At 65.7% G+C, this 19745-nt stretch carries 17 protein-coding genes; 7 read left to right on the top strand and 10 right to left on the bottom strand.

Translation table 11 applies throughout. The annotated features are described in order from the left end of the window. The 4 genes from AC3AYF_RS06770 to AC3AYF_RS06785 form a co-directional block, all read right to left on the bottom strand. Window positions 1–993 (bottom strand): sensor histidine kinase (locus AC3AYF_RS06770; RefSeq protein ID WP_487779540.1); only part of this gene is annotated, 993 nt, incomplete at its 3' end. Window positions 994–1814: 821 nt separating this feature from the next. Beyond that, window positions 1815–3125 (bottom strand): amino-acid N-acetyltransferase, encoded by a 1311-nt coding sequence (argA, locus tag AC3AYF_RS06775; RefSeq protein WP_295035319.1) that lies wholly within the window; start codon window positions 3123–3125, stop codon window positions 1815–1817. Window positions 3126–3250: 125 nt separating this feature from the next. Then, window positions 3251–4519 (bottom strand): inorganic phosphate transporter, encoded by a 1269-nt coding sequence (locus tag AC3AYF_RS06780; protein ID WP_487779541.1) that lies wholly within the window; start codon window positions 4517–4519, stop codon window positions 3251–3253. A 55-nt stretch (window positions 4520–4574) separates the two neighbouring features. Then, window positions 4575–5255 (bottom strand): TIGR00153 family protein, encoded by a 681-nt coding sequence (locus AC3AYF_RS06785; RefSeq protein WP_149437271.1) that lies wholly within the window; start codon window positions 5253–5255, stop codon window positions 4575–4577. Window positions 5256–5448: 193 nt separating this feature from the next. Here AC3AYF_RS06785 and AC3AYF_RS06790 point away from each other — a divergent pair, with 193 nt between their 5' ends. Then, entirely contained in the window at window positions 5449–6348 is a 900-nt protein-coding gene (locus AC3AYF_RS06790; RefSeq protein WP_295035313.1) for a CYTH domain-containing protein, read from the top strand. 73 nt (window positions 6349–6421) lie between these two features. On the opposite strand, the gene AC3AYF_RS06795 is transcribed toward AC3AYF_RS06790, so the two are convergent. Beyond that, window positions 6422–8371 (bottom strand): EAL domain-containing protein, encoded by a 1950-nt coding sequence (locus AC3AYF_RS06795; RefSeq protein WP_295035312.1) that lies wholly within the window; start codon window positions 8369–8371, stop codon window positions 6422–6424. After that, entirely contained in the window at window positions 8368–8670 is a 303-nt protein-coding gene (locus tag AC3AYF_RS06800; RefSeq protein WP_295035310.1) for a hypothetical protein, read from the bottom strand. The genes AC3AYF_RS06795 and AC3AYF_RS06800 overlap by 4 nt, the downstream gene beginning before the upstream one ends. A gap of 220 nt (window positions 8671–8890) precedes the next feature. Between AC3AYF_RS06800 and AC3AYF_RS06805 the strand changes: the two genes are divergently transcribed. From AC3AYF_RS06805 to AC3AYF_RS06815, 3 genes are all read left to right on the top strand, one after another. Continuing rightward, a complete protein-coding gene (locus AC3AYF_RS06805; protein WP_295035308.1) occupies window positions 8891–9793 on the top strand; it encodes an ion transporter in 903 nt (300 codons plus the stop codon). Between the two features lie 111 nt (window positions 9794–9904). Next, entirely contained in the window at window positions 9905–11572 is a 1668-nt protein-coding gene (locus AC3AYF_RS06810; protein WP_295035306.1) for a methyl-accepting chemotaxis protein, read from the top strand. Window positions 11573–11693: 121 nt separating this feature from the next. Continuing rightward, window positions 11694–12482 carry a 5'-nucleotidase, lipoprotein e(P4) family gene (locus AC3AYF_RS06815; RefSeq protein ID WP_487779542.1) on the top strand — a complete coding sequence of 263 codons (789 nt, stop codon included), beginning with the start codon at window positions 11694–11696 and terminating at the stop codon, window positions 12480–12482. Between the two features lie 70 nt (window positions 12483–12552). Here the strand turns inward: AC3AYF_RS06815 and AC3AYF_RS06820 are convergent, their stop codons facing one another. Together AC3AYF_RS06820 and AC3AYF_RS06825 are read right to left on the bottom strand one after the other, a co-directional pair. After that, complete coding sequence (locus AC3AYF_RS06820) at window positions 12553–13173, bottom strand: L-threonylcarbamoyladenylate synthase (protein ID WP_295035302.1); 621 nt, start codon at window positions 13171–13173, stop codon at window positions 12553–12555. A 113-nt stretch (window positions 13174–13286) separates the two neighbouring features. Further along, window positions 13287–14210 carry a PHP domain-containing protein gene (locus tag AC3AYF_RS06825; RefSeq protein ID WP_487779543.1) on the bottom strand — a complete coding sequence of 308 codons (924 nt, stop codon included), beginning with the start codon at window positions 14208–14210 and terminating at the stop codon, window positions 13287–13289. A gap of 110 nt (window positions 14211–14320) precedes the next feature. Here AC3AYF_RS06825 and AC3AYF_RS06830 point away from each other — a divergent pair, with 110 nt between their 5' ends. The 3 genes from AC3AYF_RS06830 (at window position 14321) to mnmC (ending at window position 17398) form a co-directional block, all read left to right on the top strand. Next, window positions 14321–14872 (top strand): septation protein A, encoded by a 552-nt coding sequence (locus AC3AYF_RS06830; protein WP_487779544.1) that lies wholly within the window; start codon window positions 14321–14323, stop codon window positions 14870–14872. Further along, complete coding sequence (locus AC3AYF_RS06835; protein WP_295035296.1) at window positions 14872–15171, top strand: YciI family protein; 300 nt, start codon at window positions 14872–14874, stop codon at window positions 15169–15171. The genes AC3AYF_RS06830 and AC3AYF_RS06835 overlap by 1 nt, the downstream gene beginning before the upstream one ends. Window positions 15172–15376: 205 nt before the next feature. Beyond that, a complete protein-coding gene (gene mnmC / locus AC3AYF_RS06840; protein ID WP_295035294.1) occupies window positions 15377–17398 on the top strand; it encodes a bifunctional tRNA (5-methylaminomethyl-2-thiouridine)(34)-methyltransferase MnmC2/FAD-dependent 5-carboxymethylaminomethyl-2-thiouridine(34) oxidoreductase MnmC1 in 2022 nt (673 codons plus the stop codon). A 42-nt stretch (window positions 17399–17440) separates the two neighbouring features. Here mnmC and AC3AYF_RS06845 read toward each other — a convergent pair whose 3' ends face one another. Continuing rightward, a complete protein-coding gene (locus AC3AYF_RS06845) occupies window positions 17441–18172 on the bottom strand; it encodes a response regulator (RefSeq protein ID WP_295035292.1) in 732 nt (243 codons plus the stop codon). 3 nt (window positions 18173–18175) lie between these two features. Beyond that, window positions 18176–19745, bottom strand: a 1570-nt coding sequence (locus tag AC3AYF_RS06850) for an ATP-binding protein (protein WP_487779545.1), incomplete at its 5' end; no start/stop codon positions are given.

The following is a 19745-nucleotide window of genomic DNA, read 5'->3' on the forward strand; positions in this document are numbered from 1 at the left end:
GTTCTGCAGCAGATTGTAATCCAGCAGCTGCTCGATCAATGTCTGCAGCTCCTGGCCATTTTCATCGATCAGCCGCACGACCTCGCTCTGCCGCTCGTTGAGCTCCCCGGCCACGCCGTCGGACAATAGTGACGTGCCCTCGCGAACGCTGGCCAGCGGTGTTTTCAGCTCGTGCGACATGTGGCGCAGAAACTGCTGCTTCTGCGCCTCGAGCTCGGACAACCGGCCCGACAGCCAGGTCAGCCGCTCGCCCAACTGGACCAGTTCGGCAGGCCCCTGGATACGGGTGGGCGTGTCGCTGTGATCGCCGCTGCCGAGGCCGAAGATCCGTCGCTCGAGCTGGCGGATGGGGCGCGTGATCAGCCAGGTGAAGAACAGCATCAACATCAGGCTGGCGGAAACGAGGGCGGCGGTCTGCATCCACAGCCGGGCCTTCACCGCATCGGCCTGTTCGCGGATATCGGCGATACGCGTGTCGATCAGGTCGTTGGTGGCGTCCCTCACCGCGTCGGACTCCGAGGCAAACCCGGAGAATCGCTGCAGGAACATCCCCATGTCGTCGACCGACGCCTGCGGCAGAACCCGGAGTTGCCGGAAGCGCTCGACCAGGGACTGGAAGTCGGGGTTGTCGCGCATCAGAGGCTCGTGCTGCTGGAGCAGTTCACCGAACTGCCGCGCCTTCTGGTTGTAGATATCGCGCAGGCCCTCTTCTTCGATGACCGCGTACTGGCGCGCGCTGCGCTCCATCTGCAGCGCCAGCGAGCTCAGCATGCGGGCACGGCGGGTCTCCTCGACGGCCTCTCGAGCGCTCTGGTCGGCCAGGGTCGAGAGCTGCGACAGCGCCTGTCCGGCCTGAAACATCAGCACGGCTATCGGCAACAGGACGACGACGAATGCCAGCAGTACCAGTTGCAAAAGCGAGCGAGGCCGCCAACGTCGGGAGAGCTCGGTGGTCATGGAGTTCGCTCTATGCAGGATGCCCATTGGGGTCATGGATCGTTCCGCAAGGATAACATCTTTGTTGAATGCCCATTCAGGTCGAAGCGTCGAGCGCGCTCGGATCTCAGCCCTACCCCGATCGACAGCCGCCTCCGGTCGTGCGCCGGGAATCCACTCAAAAAAAGAGGGCCGGCAGAGCCGGCCCAAGGTACGCAGGGAACTGAAGGGTCGAGAACGACCTTGAAACACTGCCTGAATCAGCTATTCGAGACCGCTCCCGTGGCCCGAAGGCCCCGAAGCCGATATTCGACTTAGCCATTCAGGGGCTATCGAATACCATGGCGGCGAACCGCCCGCTTCGTCTTCGGACCGGTCGCCAGACTTGCAGTTGCCGAGCCTGGCGGCCGGTCGCAATGGGTCCCCTCTCGCGAGGGGGAAGGCATCCTTGCCGGGGCATCCTTGCCCAAGTGGTGCATCTCCTTGCCCGATGGGCCGCACCCGTCTCATCGCAACCTAAGTCACACATCGCGTGGAGCAGACGAATCCTGAAGGCCCTGCACAGGGTAGTTGAGGAACCTGACAGGATTCGGCGAGACGATTCCGCAGACGTCGTCTCGTCGCTCTCGACAAGACTATAGCGATAGCCGTGCCATATTTTAAAAAACCAATTAATATCAATTAGTTAAAAACAAATCATTCCCTACGATCGGAGCGCTGTCCGCCGATGGCCACGGAAGGACGAAAAAAAGGGCCGAAAATGTCGTCCATGGCAGACGCTTTTTGGCCCTTTTCCCTGTATTTCAATAAAATCATAGGCTTGACGCGTCTCCATTCGGAGACGCCATGATCAATAACTCACCGATACAGGTGTCGCTTTACAGCGACTTCAGCAAGACCTTGGAGCGCCGGGCCTGGTTGTAGGTCTCGCGCTTGAGGTCCGGCAGCGCTTCCGGCGTGGCGAGTGAAAAGCCCCGCTCCACGAACCAGTGGGTGGTATGGGTCGTCAGGGCGAACAGCTGGGTGAATCCCCGGCGACGTGCGCGACGCTCTATCTCCGCCAGCAGAGTCTCACCCCGGGTCCCCCGGCGATAGTCGGTGTGCACGGCCAGACAAGCGAGTTCGCCCATCTTCGCCTCGGCGTAGCCATGCAGCGCCGCACAGCCGATCGCCATGCCGTCGCGATCGATCACCACGTAATCCTCGATCTCGTGTTCCAGCCGCTCGCGGGTTCGAGCCACCAGCATGCCGCTGGCCTCGAGCGGCTTCAGCAGTGCCAGCAGGCCACCGACGTCATCCAGCACGGCCTGGCGCAGCAGCTCGTAGCGGTTCTGGGTGATCATGGTGCCGACACCGTCGCGGGTGAACAGCTCGCCGAGCAGGGCATCGTGATCGCGCCACGACAGCAGGTGGGTACGGCCGACACCGTGGCGGGCCGCACCGCAGGCGGCGCTGAGATGGCGGGAAAGCTCGCTGCCGGGGCTGGCCCGTTCGCGCAGGATGTCGGCTTCGTCGGGGGTCAACTGACGCTGCAACTGGCCACTGTCGTCGTGCAGCCCGGCCGACTCGCCGAGCAGAATCAGCTTGTCCGCCTTGAGCGAGACCGCCACGTGCTGGGCGATTTCCGAGGCATCCAGGTCGAAGACCTCCCCCGTACGGGAGTAGCCCAGAGGCGGCAGGATTACCAGATTGCCACCGGCGAGCAGGCTCTCGATGGCCTGACTGCGCACCCGGCGCACCTCCCCGCTGTGATCGAAATCCACGCCGCCACGCACCCCCAACGGCTTGGCGGTGACCAGATTGCCGGAAACCGCCGTCAGCTCCACGCCATGCAGCGGCGTGTTGGGCAGGCCCAGGGAGAGCTGGGCCTCCAGCTCGAGCCGGTGGGTCGCCGCGATCCGCTCGACATGATCCATGATCTCGCGATCGGCCACCCAGCGTCCGTCGATGCGCACCGGTTCGATATCGACAGTCTCGAGAGCGGCGGAAACCTGCGGCCGGATACCGTAGACCAGCACCACCCGCACCCCCAGGGTGTGAACCAGCGCCAGGTCCTGCAGCAGTTGCCCGCGTCGCGCCGACACCATCGCCTCGCCTTCCACCAGAATGACGAAGGTCTTGCCACGGTGGGCGTTGACGTAGGGCGATGAGTGGCGAAACCAGTCGACGAAGGGAAAACGCGAGTCCAAGGGCTTGACGCTCCGGCAGTGGGCTGTGAGGCATGACCCGCGTGGGGCCTGCCTCAACTATACCAGAGCGTCTTTGGGCCGGTAGACCGCGGCGGCGTCTTCGTGGCGCAGTCGGCTCCGAAGAATCAGCCGAACATGCCCTTGAACATGAAGAAGAAGGCGATGGAGAGGAGCGCCCCCGCCGGCAGGGTGATGAGCCAGGAGAGCACGATCGAGCCGAGCACGCGCAGGTTGAGCGCCGCCATGCCGCGCGCCAGGCCGACCCCGAGCACGGCGCCGACCAGCGTGTGCGTGGTCGAGATCGGCAAGCCGGTACCGGAGGCCAGCACGACGGTGGAGGCGGCGGAGAGCGTCGCCGCGAAACCACGGCTCGGCGTCAGTTCGGTGATCCCGGTGCCGACGGTGGCGATGACCTTGTGGCCATAGGTCACCAGGCCGACGACGATCCCGCCGCCGCCGAGTACCAGCACCCACCACGGCATGGTGGCCGAGCCGGTCACGCTGCCGCTGTTCTCGACCACGCTGATCACCGCCGCCAGCGGGCCGACCGCGTTGGCGACGTCGTTCGAGCCGTGGGCGAAGGCCATGGCGCAGGCGGTGAACATCATCAGCACGCCGAAGATGCGCTCCACGCTGGAGAAGTCGTAATTGCTGCGAGCCCGCCGGTCGCCGCGGTTGATCCGGTTTTCCAGCAGCAGCCCGAACATCATGATGACGACGCCGAACGCCACCCCCAGCAGCAGGCTCTCGCCGAAGGTCAGGTGCAATCCGACGTGGGACAGCCCCTTGACCAGGGTCACCATCGAGACGATGAAACCGACCAGGAAGATATACCCCGGCACGTAGCGCTTGGCCGCCGCGAACGGGTCGGGATTGTCGAAGATCAGCACCTGCACGGAACGGAACAGCATGAAGGCGAACACCCCCGCGATCAGCGGCGAGGTGATCCAGCTGAGCGCGATCGTTCCCACCGATCCCCAGTTGACCGACTGGACGCCGAGCCCGGCCACCGCGAACCCGACGATGGCCCCCACGATGGAGTGGGTGGTGGAGACCGGCCAGCCCTTCATGGACGCAATCATCAGCCAGGAGCCGGCGGCCAGCAGCGACGCCAGCATGCCGTAGATCAGCATCTGGGGATCGCTCTCCAGCAGGGCGGGATCGATGATGCCCTTGCGGATCGTCTCGGTGACCTGCCCCCCGGCCAGCCAGGCGCCGAGGAATTCGAAGATCACCGCGATGATGATCGCCTGCTTGATGGTGATCGCCTTGGAGCCGACCGAGGTTCCCATGGCGTTGGCGACGTCGTTGGCACCAACCCCCCATGCCATGAAGAAACCGAAGACACAGGCGAGAATGATGAAGACATCACCGTATTGCGCAATGATGGACATAGGCTTTGTTCGCTTGAGTGGCGTGACGAAGGCGTAGAATGACGAAGACCCGCTGTCAGCGGGCCGTCAGTATCTGCAGGCGGCTACCTACCCGCTCGGCGCGGTCGGACAACTCGCCGATCCATTCGATGATTTTGTAGAGGAAGATGACATCGACCGGCGGCAGCTCGGCCTCGAGCTGGAACAGCTGGCGGCGTATGTCGACCTGCTGATCATCGGCCTGGTGCTCGAGATCGTGCAGTTCCTTGATCAGTTCGTGCATCACGTCGGAGACATTGCGGCCGAAGCCCGACTCGAGCAGGTCCTCGAGCTCTTCCAGCGCCTTGCGCGCCTGGTCGACGGTGTCCACGGCCGTCCGCAGGTAGTCGCGCATCGGCTCCGCCAGCGGCTCGGGAATGCTCATGTTGCGGCCGAGCATGATGCCGGTGATGTCCCGGGCCTTGTTGGCGATCTTGTCCTGGACGCTGATCAGCTCCAGCAGGTCGGAACGCGACACCGGCAGAAACATGGTGTTGGGCAGGTTGAGCCGCAGCTGCGTCTTGAGCTCGTCCGCCTCGTGCTCGAGCCGGGTGATCGCCTCGCGATGCTTGCGCGCTTCTTCCCAGTCGCCCCCCAGTGCGGCATCGAAGAAAGGCAACAGCTGGCCGGCGCACTCGCTGGTCTTGACGATGTGAGCCAGAAGCGGTTGGAACGGCGATCGTCCAAACAGCGCCGAGAACGGGTTGGTACTCACCATAACGTGGCCTGGATGCGTTGGAAGTGGCGGCGCCAGTATAATGATTGCGTCTGGATGCGTCATGAAAAATTCATGTTACGCCCCGCGACCCGGCCGTCGGTCGAGTGACCTGGCCAGCGATACCGGGCGAGCGAGCTCGGACCGGCCAACCCATGACCGACCAACCCATGACCGACCAACACCAGGAAGCTGCATGAGCGACGAGATCGAACTCAAACTGGCGCTATCATCCGAGGGCCCCGCCCTGCTGGTCGATCACCCACTGCTCCGGACGTTGACCTCCCGCACCGTCGCGCTGGGCAACCAGTACTATGACACCGCCGACTCGGCCCTGCGATCGCGACGCGTCGCGCTTCGCGTCAGGCGCCAGGGCGAGCGACGCCTGCAGACGCTCAAGAGCGCCGCGGAGAGCCATGGCGGCCTGTCGAGTCGCGGCGAGTGGGAGTGGTCGATCGACGACGCCGCGTGCAACGCCGCCGGCCTCGATCTGGACGGGCTCGGCGAGCTCGACCACCCCGCCCTCTCCGGGCTCGATCTGGAAACGCTTCGCCCGGTCTTCACGACCGACTTCGAGCGTCGACTCTGGCATTACCGGGATGACCGCTGCGACATCGAGATCGCACTGGACCAGGGCGGCATCCATGTCGGTGCGGCCACCCTGCCGATCTGCGAGCTCGAACTCGAGCTCAAGCGGGGCGACCCGGCACGCCTGGGGACACTGGCCGACGCCTTGTGCGCCCCAACCGACGGCGCCGGCGAAGCATTGCCGGCGCGTCCGGCCAATCACAGCAAGGCCAGCAGGGCCTCCCGCCTCGCCAGCGGCTGGCCCGAGCCGACCATCCCCCCAGTCGACTCGGTGGATACGCTGATCGACGCCATCGACACCTGGCAGGACAGCCGGAGTCCCGCCTGGCTCGCCAACGCCGAGGCCCAGTGCCAACGACTGGTCCAGCGGTGGACGCGCGACGGTGACGCCCCATGTCGAGGAGCCGGCGAGCGCATCCTGGCGGATCTGCGTCGGGGCGTCGCTCCGTGGCGAGGCCAGGACTGGCTGACCCTTCGACAGCGAGCCGGGAGCGAGACGGACCGGTAGCCAGGCACTTGCCTTCTCGCGATGAAATCCAACCCGATCCAACCCGATGACGCCATCCGACGACAAGCGTCTCTCAGGGCGCGGAGAGCGACGAGCCGCGAGTCCGTGACACGGAAGGCGAGCCGGGCCGGTAAGGCCTGGGGGGCCGAAAATCCTCCACCAGCCGCTCCAGCGGCAGGGGCCGGGAGTAGATGTAGCCCTGGATGTCGGTGGCGCCCCAGTCGAGCAGGATCTCCAGGGTTTCACGCTCCTCGACGCCCTCGACGACGATGCCGTAGTCGAGACGCCGGCAGAGGGCGACCACCGCCGACAGCACGTGACGCTTGCGCGGCAGCGAGGTGACGTTCATCACCAGCTCGCGATCGATCTTGACCGTATCCATGGGCATCGAGGTCAACTGGGCCAGCGACGAGTAGCCGCTGCCGAAATCGTCGAGGGCGACGCGGATGCCGGCATCCCGGATCCGATCCAGGCTGCGGAACGCCTTGACGGGATCGCTGAGCACCGAGGTTTCGGTGACCTCGATCTGCAGCCGATGGTGGGGGACCCCGTGACGTCTCGATGCCGCGATCATGTCGTCGAGCAACCCCGGGTCCATCAACTGGCGAGTGGAAAGATTCACGCTCAGCAGGAAGCTGTCGCCGAAACGCTCGCGCACGATGTCATCCTTGAGCAGCGGCAATGCCTGCTCCATCAACATCTCCCACAGCGGCGCGATCAGCCCGGAGCGTTCCGCGACCTCGATGAAACTCGCCGGCGGCACCACGCCCTCGGCCGGATCGTACAGGCGCATCAGGGCCTCGAAGCAGCGGATCTCGCCCGTCGACGAGTCGACGATCGGCTGCACGAAGCAGCGCACGCCTTGGGTCGCCAGGGCACCGCGAATCAACTGCTCGGCACGGCTGTTCTGTCGCTCCCACTGTCGCAGCGTCTCGCTGTAGTAGCGTCGGGAGCCGACATCGGACAGGCGCGCGTTGGCCAGCGCCAGGCGCGACTGATGGCGCCACTCGTCCACGCTCACCGTCTCGGCCGGATCGAGCACGGCCGCTCCGCTGACATGCGACAGCCATACCTGCTGCCCATCGATCTCCACCGGCTGGGAAAGCAGCGCCTCGAGCGGTTCGAGCGCCTCGTCCAGTCGCTCGACTTCGTCGGTTTCGAACACCATGGCAAAGGTGTGTTCCGGCAGCGCGATCAGCGCCACTCTCGGTGGCAACTGCCGGCGCATGCGCTGGACCAGCTTGCGTAGCGCGCTGACCGCGTCATCGACGGCGACGCCATCGAACAGCGACGCCACATTGAGCAGCTGGAACTTGACGAGTGCCATCGGCGGCAACGGCGAGCGCGCCAGACACTCCTGCAGGAGCAGTTCGAGATAGGCCCCGTTGGGCAGCAGCGTCATCGGATCGCCGAGCCGCTGCTCCGTGGTGTCGGTCTGGGTGCCGGCCATGCGGATGGCCAGACCGCGCTCGTTGCGCTGGCACAGGCCTCGACACAACACCATTCGCCAGCCGCCACGCGCATCCCGGATACGGTATTCGACGGCGACCGAGGAAGTCAGGCCATCGAGATGCTGGTAGAGCGACCGCTGAACGTCGGCGCGATCCTCCTCGTGGATACGCGACAGCCAGTCGTCGAGTCCACGCCGCCCTTCGCCGTGCGCCAGCCCCAGCATGCTCGACCATCGCTGCGACAAGGTGAGCTGGCCGCTGTCGAGATCCCACTCCCAGACGCCATCGTTGGTGGCGGTCAGCACCAGGTTCAGATGCTGGGTACGCTCCTCAACCCGGCTCTCGAGCTCATCGCGGGACGCCTCGAGATCCCGGATCGTGCGGCGCACCGAGTCGAGTACGAGGTTGTTGAGCTGGGCCAGCTTCTGCAGCGCGATCTCATCGCTGTCGGTATGGACGTGAAACTCGAACTGTCCGTCCACTGCCTGGCAGAGCTGATGGCTGATGGCGTCGACCTGCGCAATCAAACGCCGCTCGCGCGCTTCGGCGACGGTCGAAGGCTTGTCGCTCATCTCGCCGGCTCCTCTGCAGAGGTCATTTCGAAGCGACAGCCGTCGTCGCCAATGCCGGCACCGGTCGCGGCATGAATGACGGGAAGGCGGGGCAGGAAGGCTTGCACCGGATTGGCCATCGAGAAGAACATGGGGGAGTATCGCCGCCTCGATCCGACGAACGGATCCGCATGCGGCTTCATCGGCGCCTGACGGTCGAGCTGCTGGCAGTCGCCCGCGGTGGCGATCGAACCGACGACCGCGCCGTCATGACTGGCCTCGAGATGATCGATGAGAACGCGCTGAATCAACCCGATCATGGAAGGTCGCTCTAGAGTCCGTTACCGCTCCGCTCGCGGCCCGAGGAGTCGCGACAGGGTTCGATGCGTCCCGTCAGGGAGGAGAACGGGCGATGACTGTCGACATACTCGAAGTATCGTTAGCATTATCGGCGGTCGAGCCACGAAATTGAGGGCCGCATAAACTGATTATCGAGCGCACTCGAGGCGCCGACCATCACCGGGGACGGAAACTGCCTTGATGCAATCGGGCGATTCACAGCTACGCAAGCGGCTGTTCCAGATCATCTTCGAATCGGACACACCGCAAGCGAAGGCGTTCGATATCGCGCTGATCACGCTGATCCTGGTGAGCGTGGCCACCGTCTTTCTCGACAGCGTGCCGGATCTGCATGAACGCTTCGGAAGGATATTCTATCTGGTCGAATGGGCGTTCACGCTGATCTTCACGCTGGAACTGGCGCTCAGACTCTACTGCCTCGACCGCCCCCTGCGTTACCTGCGCAGTTTCTATGGTGTCCTGGACCTGCTCGCCATTCTCCCGACATGGCTCGCCCTGTTCATACCCGGTGCGCAATCGCTGCTGGTGGTGCGGGTATTGCGCGTGCTGCGCGTGTTCCGGGTCCTGCGACTCATGGAGTTCGTCGGCGAGGGCCGCATGCTGGTGGAAGCGCTGCAGCGCAGCCAGCGCAAGATCCTGCTGTTTTTGACCACCATACTGCTGATCATCACCATCTTCGGGGCGTTGATCTACATGATCGAACCCCCCGAGGCCGGTTTCACCAGCATGCCACGAGCCATGTACTGGGCCGTCGTTACCCTTACCACCGTCGGCTACGGCGATATCGCCCCGGTAACGGCGCTGGGACAGTTCATCTCCGCCTTCATGATGATTCTCGGCTATTCGATCATCGCCGTCCCCACCGGGGTCTTCTCCGCCGAGGTGATTCGATCGATCCAGCGCGAGCGCTACTCCGACGAAGCCTGCCCCGGCTGCGGTCACGAGGGGCACGAGCGCGGCGCCAAGTACTGCCGTTTCTGCGGTACCTGGCTCGACGAGGAGACCCAGGACCCCAACGCGCCCCCAGACGAGGCCTCCGAGACGGAGGCGGAACCTCCCGAGGCGCACGACAAGGGTGATTGAGGTCGCGGGGCCACCGAAACGTTAATTTTTGTCATCAATCTGTGACACAAGGACGACAAACTCCCATCCCACGATGCCGCACCAGGCGGTTCGTCATCATCGGGAGTTGTCATGCAATCGCTTCGCCTCACGCTCCGCAGCGGCCTCGTCGCCATGCTGCTGCTGTTCGCGCTGCTGATGTCGGTCATCGGCGGCGGCAGCTACCTGGCCATGAAACAGGCGAGAAACGCCTTCGATTCGGTCTATGCCCTCAATGTCGTGCAGCTCGGGACGGCACGTGAACTCTATGCCGCACTGATGCAGACCCGGGTGCTGCTGGACAGCTATCAGACCGACTACAACCGCCTGCGCGTCAAGCCCGCCAAGAAGACCTGGGCGCAGGCGCAGGCCACCTTCGCGAGTGCGAAGCAGCGCCTCGCGGAGATGCCCCCGGCGGCCCCCGAGTCGCCCGGGGGCGATCTCGCCGATCGCTTCCGGGCGCTGATCGACGACGGCATCCAGCCCGGCTTCGATACGCTCAAGGCGTGGGATGTCTCGGCCTACCAAACCAGCGTCAAGCAGGCCAACGACCTGACCGCCGCGCTGGATGCCAGTCTTGCCGGCTTGTCCTCCACCGCCAAAGCCAATGCGGTGTCGGGAGCGGCTGCCATGGAGCGTGACGTGCACCTCCTGCAGGTCGGGCTGACCACGGCGGCCGTGGTCACGCTGGCGTTGATCCTGCTGGCCTTCTTCATGTTCCAGCGCCATCTGTTGCGCCCGCTGGGCGAAGTGAGGCGACACTGCGCCGACATCGCCCAGGGCGACCTCAGCCAGCGCCTGTCGACCCGGGGCGTGAGGGAGATGCGGTCGCTCAAGTCCGGCGTCGACGCGATGCAGGCCTCGCTGCTGGAGCTGGTCTCGCAACTGCAACGGGAGAGTCGGGCGCTGCGTGGCGACGCGCTGGAGTTGACCGAAGCCAGCCATGCCCTGAACGACCAGAGCCGGCAGCAGGCCCAGGCGCTCCAGCAGACCACCGCCAGCATGGAGGAGATCACTGCCACCGTGGCGCATACGGCGGATCACGCCGACCAGGGGCGGACGCTGTCGGAGGAGAATCGGCGCCGGATCGACGCCAGCGGAGACCAGATATCCACCGCGGTCACCGAGATCGAGGCGGCCCAGGCCCGCTCCGAATCGTCTCTGGAAGTGATCGGGATGATCGATTCGCTGACTTTCCAGACCAACCTGCTGGCGCTGAATGCCTCGGTCGAGGCGGCACGGGCCGGGGCACAGGGCCGCGGATTCGCCGTGGTCGCCGCCGAGGTTCGCGGTCTGTCGGCGCGCTCCGCCGAAGCCGCCAAGACCATTCGGGCACAGATCGAGGGGACGCACCTCCAGGTCAGGAAAGGCGCCCAGGTCCTGACCCAGGCCAGGGAGACGATGGCCACCGCCGTGCAGTCCGGCCATCAGCTCGGCCAGCTGCTGGAGGGCATCGCTCTCTCCTGCCAGCAGCAGCGCGACGGCATCCATCAGATCGACCAGGCCATCAGCGCCATCGACATCGCCACCCAGCGCAACGTCTCGCTGGCGGAACGCACGCTCAGGGCAACGCAGGATCTGGACGCCCGGGCGCAGCGCCAGCAGGAGCACTGCAACCAGTTCACGCTGGAGACGCCAGTGCCGGGACCCGACGCCGGGATGCAGGAGACTGCAGAGCCGGATAGCATGGCTCTGGCCGACGACCGGCCCCGCTCCAGCGTGAGAAATCACCATGAGGAGCACAAGGCGCTGCCGGTTTGAGAGCGGCATCGTCTCCCCCTGGTGCCGACTGGTAATGCCCTGGGGGTGAGCGGAGCCGCTTTTCGGACACCACCTGCCATGCTTTCCGGCCACCGTGCCGACATCTCAGAAGGACGCTTCAATGAACAAGACCAGCGCCACGACCAGCCCCAGGCGCCGACTCTCGTGGGCGGTGACGACCGGCTTGATGCTGGGTATCGGCTCGACTTTCCAGGCCGCTGCCGCCGATGAAGCCTGTGCCCCCGAGGCCTACGCCATGGCCCTTCGCTATCAACAGCAGTCGGCCGAGATCGATGCACTGCAGCGGCAGAGCTACGCCCTGGCCACGGCGAGATTGCAGCAGAAAATCGCCGCCCACCCCGAGGCGGACAACCTGGCGATCATGACCGACCTGGACGAGACCGTCATCGATAACTCGGCGCTACTCGTTCGCGACATGCAGGCCTGTCACGACTTCACCGGCTGGGATACCTGGAAGGTGTGGGAGCGCGAAGGCCACCCGCGGCTGATTCCCGGCGCACGCAGGTTCCTGAATTACGCCGATTCCCAAGGCGTGACGATCTTCTACGTCTCCGACCGCTACCAAGAGAACAAGGCGTCGACGCTCGCGACACTCCGCTCGCTGCATCTGCCCCAAGTCAACGACGCCCAGGTCCGGCTGCTGGGTCCTTCGAAGGGAGAGCGCCGCGCCACCATCGAGCGCGATCACGAGCTGGTCCTGCAACTGGGTGACTCGCTGGCGGACTTCTCCAGCGATTTCCATCACGCCGACCTGAAGGACCAGCATCGGCTGGTGGCCGAGGACGACGCCCATTTCGGCGATGACTGGATCATGTTCCCCAACGCCAGCTACGGCAGTCGGAGCGATGCCGATCTCGAAGCGTGGGCGGCGCCACTGAAGAGTCGCTAGCGCGGGAGGCGGGACGCCGCACGTCCCGCCCCGCCTCGATGGCGGCCCGACCGCCGGCGGCTGGATTCGCTCAGCGGAAGGGTTCCGGGTCGCCACGCCCTTCCCGCACGACCACGGGGGGAATCTCGCGCAGGTCGACCACCGTGGTCGGCTCCAACTGGCAGGCGCCACCGTCGATGATCAGGTCCAGGTGGGCGCCGAGCCGCTCGCGAATCTCCTCCGGGTCGGTCATCGGCCAGGTCTCTCCCACCGGAATCAAGGTCACGCTCATCAGCGGTTCGCCCAGGGCATCGAGCAGCGCATGGGTGATCTTGTGATCCGGTACGCGCACGCCGATCGAACGGCGCTTGGGGTGCAGCAGCAGCCTCGGTACTTCGCTGGTCGCGCTGAGGATGAACGTATAGGCGCCGGGAGTGTGCGACTTGAGCAGTCGGAAGACGCTGTTGTCGACCTTGGCGTAGGTGCCGATCTCCGAGAGATCGGAGCAGACCAGCGTGAAGTTGTGACGATCGTCGAGCTGGCGTAACCACTTGATCTTCTCGATCGCCTTCTTCTCGCCCAAGCGACAGCCTAGGGCATAGCCGGAGTCGGTGGGATAGGCGATCACACCGCCCTGGCGCAGGATCTCGATGGCCTGGTCGATCAGACGCTTCTGCGGGTTCTGCGAATGAATCTGGAAGAATTGGGTCATCTCACGCTCTCCTGGAACCGCTATCGAAATCTGCCCCGCCCCCATGACCGCGGTCGATCACGGGGCGTCGTTGCTTTCGGGCCGTTACTGCTCACAGGGTAACAGACGTGGCGCTACTCGCCGCCGGCGAAGCGTCGCAGTGCCGGGTGGCACCAGACCGGCCTGACGTGGGAGCGTGGCGGCGGGCTGATCGTTCCCGGCGACAGCGGGCCACCCGGATAATGGAAGTCGCTGCCGACGGATCCGTAGAGCCCGTGGAAATCGAGCTGACGAGCCAGGTCGTGGGTCGTGTCGGGATTCTGATAGCCGCTGACCAGTTCCGCCGCTTCGCCGCCGGCATCGATGAAGGCCGCGAACATCAGATCGCGCTTGCGCCGGGTCATGCCGTAGCGCAGCGGGTGCGCGACGACGGCAACGCCTCCGGCATCGCGAATCCAACCGACGACCGTGGCGAGTTCGGGCCAGTGCATCTTGACGTCGCCCCGCTTGCCGGCGCCCAGGTAACGCTTGAACGCCGTCTTGACGTCCGGGACCACGCCGGCCGCAACCAGTGCCGCGGCGAAATCCGGCCGCCCCAGTGGGCGCTCACTTCCCGCCTCCTGCCGCGCCCTGGCGAGACCATCGTCAAGGCCGCCCTTCTCCAGGCGATGGGCGATCTCGCGGGATCGCAGGTCGCGCGCGCTGGCCAGTACCTCCAAGCCCGCGTCGAGAGCGGAGGACGTGCCCTGAGGCAGCAGCGCCACGATGTGCAGACCGATCCCTCGCCACTGGCAGGAGAGTTCGGCCGCCGCCAGCAGGGAGAGACCGTGATGCCGGCATCGCTCTGCCGCTTCCTCGACACCATCGATCGTGTCGTGGTCGGTCAGGGCGACATGGGTCAACCCGCGCGCATGGCACAGGTCCGCCAGCGAGGCGGGCGAGAGCTTGCCGTCGGAAGCCGTGGAGTGCAGGTGCAGGTCGATCCCTCGAATACCTTCCAGCGTATCGGACAGCACGGTCGAGCGGGCCTCGGGATCAGCGGTGGGAAAAACGCTCATGGGCATGACGCCAGCCAGCGTCTTTGTCAGAATAGGTCGACTATGGTGAGGGGCGCGGCGAATCGGGTCAATCGTCCACGCCGCCACCACCCGCCAGAGGCTCAGCCCGTATGAAACTGCTGTTCGACTTTCTGCCCATCGCGATCTTCTTCGCCGTCTATCATGTCAGCGGCGCTATCATCACGGCCACGATGGTACTCATTCCCGCCACCGTCGCGCAGTTGGGCATCGTCTGGTGGCGTCAGCGCCGCATCGAGAAGATGCTGCTGATCACCTCGATCATCGTGATCGCCTCGGCCACCGCGACCGTCGCGTTCCACAACCCGGCCTTCATCCAGTGGAAACCCACCGTCATCAATGCGCTGTTCGGGGTCGCCTTTCTGCTCTCGCCCCTGTTCGGGGGCCAGACGCTGGTCCAGCGGATGATGGGCAAGGCGGTGTCGCTGCCGGCAGCCACCTGGCGGCGCCTCAACCTGGCGTGGGTGTTGTTCTTCTTCGCCATGGCCGCGCTCAACGTCTATGTCTTCAGCTACTACGACGAGGCGACCTGGGTCGACTTTAAGCTGTTCGGCATGCTGGGACTGACCCTGCTGTTCGTGGTCGGCCAGGCCCTGTTCCTGGCCCGCCACCTCTCGCAATCACAATCGGAGGAAGGCTCCTGATGCTCTACGCCATCATCAGTGAAGATATCGACGACAGTCTGGAAAAGCGTCTCGCGGCCCGCCCCGAGCACCTGAAACGTCTGGAAGTGCTGAAAGACGAAGGCCGGCTCGTGCTCGCCGGGCCCCACCCGGCCGTCGACAGCGACGACCCGGGCAGTGCCGGCTTCAGCGGCAGCCTGATCGTGGCCGAGTTCGATTCGCTCGAGGCCGCCCGGCGCTGGGCGGACGCCGACCCGTACGTCGCCGCCGGCGTCTACGCCCAGGTTCGGGTCAAGCCGTTCAAGCGGGTCCTTCCGTAACCCGGCCTTCTCCGGCGACCCGGTTATCCACAACCCCTGGCGTGGCGGTTTTGCACACCTGCTGTGGATAACGCTGTTAAGATCCCGCGGACGTCTTTCTCCGTTCCCGACAAGCCGCCGCCTGGCGAAAAGTGTTCAATTTTCATACAACGCGCCACCGGCCTCTCCTCGAGGGGCCGTTCGATGATCCCCAAGCGTGGAAGCCATGAACGGCAAGCCAGTCCCTTCTCATCGCCAGGCCATACGACACGCCGAACTCGACTGGCGGGCCGACGACGGCGACGTCGAGGCGCCGTTCTCCACCGCTTACGATGACGTCTATTTCTCGCGCCAGGATGGTCGCGAGGAGACGCGCTTCGTCTTCATCGACAACAACGACCTGCCGCAGCGGTTGGCGGTCTGGCGCGAGCCTCGTCCGTTCACGATCGGCGAGACGGGCTTCGGCACCGGGCTCAACATGGTGTGCGCCTGGGCCTGTTTCGACGCCAACGCCCCCGCCGAGGCAAGACTGCACCTGATCTCGACCGAAAAGCACCCGCTCACCCGCGATGCGCTGGCGCGCGCCTGGCGCAGCTGGCCGCAGCTGTCGCGTCAGGCCGCTGCCCTGCTCGACCAGTGGCCACCAGCGGTGGCGGGTGTCCATCGCCTGCAGCTGGACGAGCGCGTCATCCTGGATCTGCACTTCGGCGATGCGGCCGATTGCCTCGACCGCCTGGACGGACAGGTGGATGCCTGGTTCCTCGACGGTTTCGCGCCTTCGAAGAATCCCGACATGTGGCGGCCGGAACTGTTCACTGCCATGGCGAACGCCAGTCGGCCGGGGGCCACGTTCGCCACCTTCACCTGCGCCGGTTTCGTGCGCCGCGGCCTGAGCGCGGCGGGCTTTCGCTGGCGCAAGGTGCCGGGGTTCGGTCGCAAGCGCGAGATGCTGCGGGGCGAGCATGACCCCGCCGCTTCGACCGCCGTCCGGACACCCTCGGCCAGAGCGGCCACCCCCTGGTTCCAGCCGCCGCCGCCCAGGCCGGCGGACCATGTGGCGGTGATCGGCGCCGGCATCGCGGGTACCAGCGTGGCGGCGGCACTGGCGCGCCGGGGCAGCCGGGTGACCCTGATCGATCGCGGGGGCATCGCGGCGGGTGCGTCCGGCAATCCCCAGGCCGCGCTCTACGTCAAGATGGCCATCGAGCCCAACCTCCAGAGCCGGTTCTATCTCGCCGCGCTGCTCTACACCCAGCGCTGGCTGGCGCGTCTCGACCCCGAGCGCCGCTGGTGGTCGGACTGCGGACTGCTGCAGCTGGCCGGGAAAGCCGGTGACGTCGAGCGCCAGCGACGCTTCCTGGCCCATTACCAGTTGCCGCCGTCCGTCGTTGCCGCCAGCGACCCTTCGCTGGTGACGATCCTCGCCGGTGTGGAACTGCACCGGCATGCGCTGCACTACCCACTGGCGGGCTGGGTCGATCCCGTGGCGCTTTGCCGACATCTCGCAGCGACACCCGGCATCGAGCTTCGCCAGGCCGGGCTCGAGTCACTGCGGGAAACGGACGCCGGCTGGCAGCTGGCGCTGGGGCGGGAGTCGCTTCACGTCGATCAGGTGGTGTTCGCCACCGGTCACGCCAGCCGCCACTGGCTCGACGGACTGCCGATACAGCCGGTCCGGGGCCAGATCTCCACGCTGTCGCTAACACCGGATTGCGGCTCCGGAACGGTTCCCTCGCTGGATCGCGTCCTCTGCGCCGAGGGCTATGTCATGCCGCCTCGCGATGGACGGCTGATCTTCGGCGCGACCTTCTCGCCCAACGATGATGACGATACCGTGCGAAGCTCGGATCATCGACGCAACCTCGAGGAACTGGCACGCCTGGTACCCACCATGGCCGAGTCGCTCGCGGGCCGCTCTCCCGAGGCTTGCGGCGGCCGTGCCAGCGTCCGCGCCGCCAGTCCGGACAAGACGCCCTACGCCGGGCCGCTGCCCGAATTCGATCGCTGGCGCCAGGACTATGCCGCCCTGGGCAAGGACGCCAAGCGCTCGTTCGACCAGCCGGGCAGCCACTATCCGGGGCTATGGGTGAGCACGGCACACGGTTCCCGTGGCATGGTCAGCGCCCCGCTTTGCGCCGAACTGATCGCCTCCCGGATCCACGACGAACCAATGCCCCTTGAGCGCGAACTGGTCGATCATCTGCATCCCGGAAGGCGGATCGTCACCGACCTGATTCGAGGCCGCTGATTCGAGTGGCGGGCATGCGAGGCCTCAACCGCGGGCACGGGCTCAGGGAGCGGGAGCGCCGGTTTCCCCCAGCATGGCCAGCGTCTCGCCATCGAGGCAGCGGTAGGTGAAGGAGGGGCGGCCGATCTGGCCGTAGTGGAACGACTCCTCGAGCACGCCACGATCCACCAGGTGCTTGAGGTATTTCCGCACCGATACCCGCGACATGCCGGTGTTCTCGCTCAACGTCTCGGTGGTGAAAGGTGCCCCCGCCTGCTCGGCGGCGGCCCTGGCGACCTGGGACAGGGAATTGGCGGTGAGGCCCTTGGGCAGATCGCCCGGGCGTGCCGGTGGCGCCACGGTCGCCTCCCGCCGAAACAGCGCGTCGAGATCCCGCTGGTGTGCGCGTGCGGGCAGCCGGGACAGGCGCTGATGCGTGTCCAGGCAGCGGGTCAGGGCTTCCCTGAAGCGCTCGAACTCGAACGGCTTGACCAGGTAGTCGCTGACGCCCAGATGCTTGGCCTCCCTCACGGTTTCCATTTCCGAGGCTGCCGTGATCAGCACGATCTGGATATCGCGGGCCTGGCGACGCAGGTCTCGCACGAGCGTGAGGCCATTGTGCTCGCGCAGATAGACATCGAGCAGCAGCAGGTCCACCTCCTCCCGCGCCAGAATCTCTCTCGCCGCCGGCAGATCCTCGCACTGGGCGGCCAGGTCGATGCCTTCGATGCGGTTGAGAAACTCGACATTGAGCCGCATTACCATCGGATCGTCTTCCACGACCAGCACGCGCATGGATCAAGTCACCCCGTCGGTTACCTGCATTACGTCCATCGCATAGGGCACGGTCACCTCGACCAGCGTGCCACGCCCCAGCGTCGAATAGAGTGCCAGCGTACCACCTAGCGATTCCACATGGGCCTTGACCATGGCCAGTCCATAGCCGTGCCCCGCCCCCTTGGAGGAGACGCCCTGCTCCACGGCAAGCTGCTGCTGGCTGTCACTCATCCCCTTGCCGTTGTCGGAGACATGCAAGGAGAGCGCCCCCGCGTCGACGCCCAGGATCAGGCTTACCTGGCGCGTCTCGCGACCGGCGACCGCCTCGAAGGCATTTTCCAGCAGATTGCCGATGATGGACACCAGCAGATGGACGGTCTCGCTTTCGTCGGGTGCTGGGATCTCGCTCTGCAGGTCGATATCGAGTTCGACCCGCCGCTCTCTCGCCTCGCTCCCCTTGGCCAGCAGAAAGCCCGCCAGCACCGGGTCGCGGACCCCGGCGACCCGCGCCGCGGCCGGCGCGATCAGGGTGTCGTCGAGCTCACGCAGGTAACGCTCCAGACGCCCCAGGTCGCGCAGCTGTACCAGTCCGAGAATGACGTGCAGCCGGTTCTTGAACTCGTGGGTGGACGCGCGCAGCGCCTGGGCGTACCGACTGACCCCGGTCAACTCCTCGGCCAGCCGGTTGACCTCGCTACGATCCCGCAATGTCACCACGCTGCCGCCGGCGCCCCGCTCGCCGCGGATAGGTACGCGATTGACGATCAAGGCGCGCCCGTTCAGCGTCAAGCGTCGATTGAGCGCGGGCGTGCCCCGGTCGAACAACTCCCCGAGGGTGGACGCCGGTATTCCCGAGCCATCGCTGGCGCCCGCCGGGTCGAGCAACTCGACCGCAGCCGGGTTGACCATGGTGATCGCAGACTCGCCATCGATCGCCAGCACCCCCTCGTGCAGCGAAGCCAGCATGGCCTGACGCTGCTGGACCCACTGGGATATCTGGTGGGGCTCGAAGCCCAGCAAAATGCGCTTGATATATCGCGCCAGCCACCAGGCGCCCGAGGCGCCGACCAGCATCAGCAACACGATGCCCAGCAGCAGCACCTGACGCCGTTCGGCCAGCAGCAGCCCGACCCGGGTCAGGGTGACCCCGGTGGCGACCGCACCGATCACCCTCCCCTGCGCGTCGAGCACGGGCGAGAATCCCCGGATGCTGACGCCCAGCGTGCCTTCGGAGCGGGAGACATAGGATTGCCCCTTCAGCGCCGGCCCCTCGTCGCCGCCGCGGAAATGACGCCCGACCTCGTCGGGGTCGGGGTGCGTCAGGCGCAGATGGTCCCGATCCATCACGGTGATGAAATCGACGCCCAGCCGATCGCGCAGCGTCTCGATCTGCTGGCGCAGTTCGGAGTCGGGGTCGCGAACGATAGGCGTGGCCATGAGCGCGGTCCGTACGTCTTCACGATCGGCCAGTACCGCCGCGAGCCCCATCACGCGCTCCCCCTGGGCCTCCTCCAGATTGGCACGAAGCTGGTAGTTGAACAGCAGCAGGGCGACGCCGAGCGTCAGCACGATCATGCTGGCGACCAGGACG

The organism is Salinicola sp., assembly GCF_982684285.1.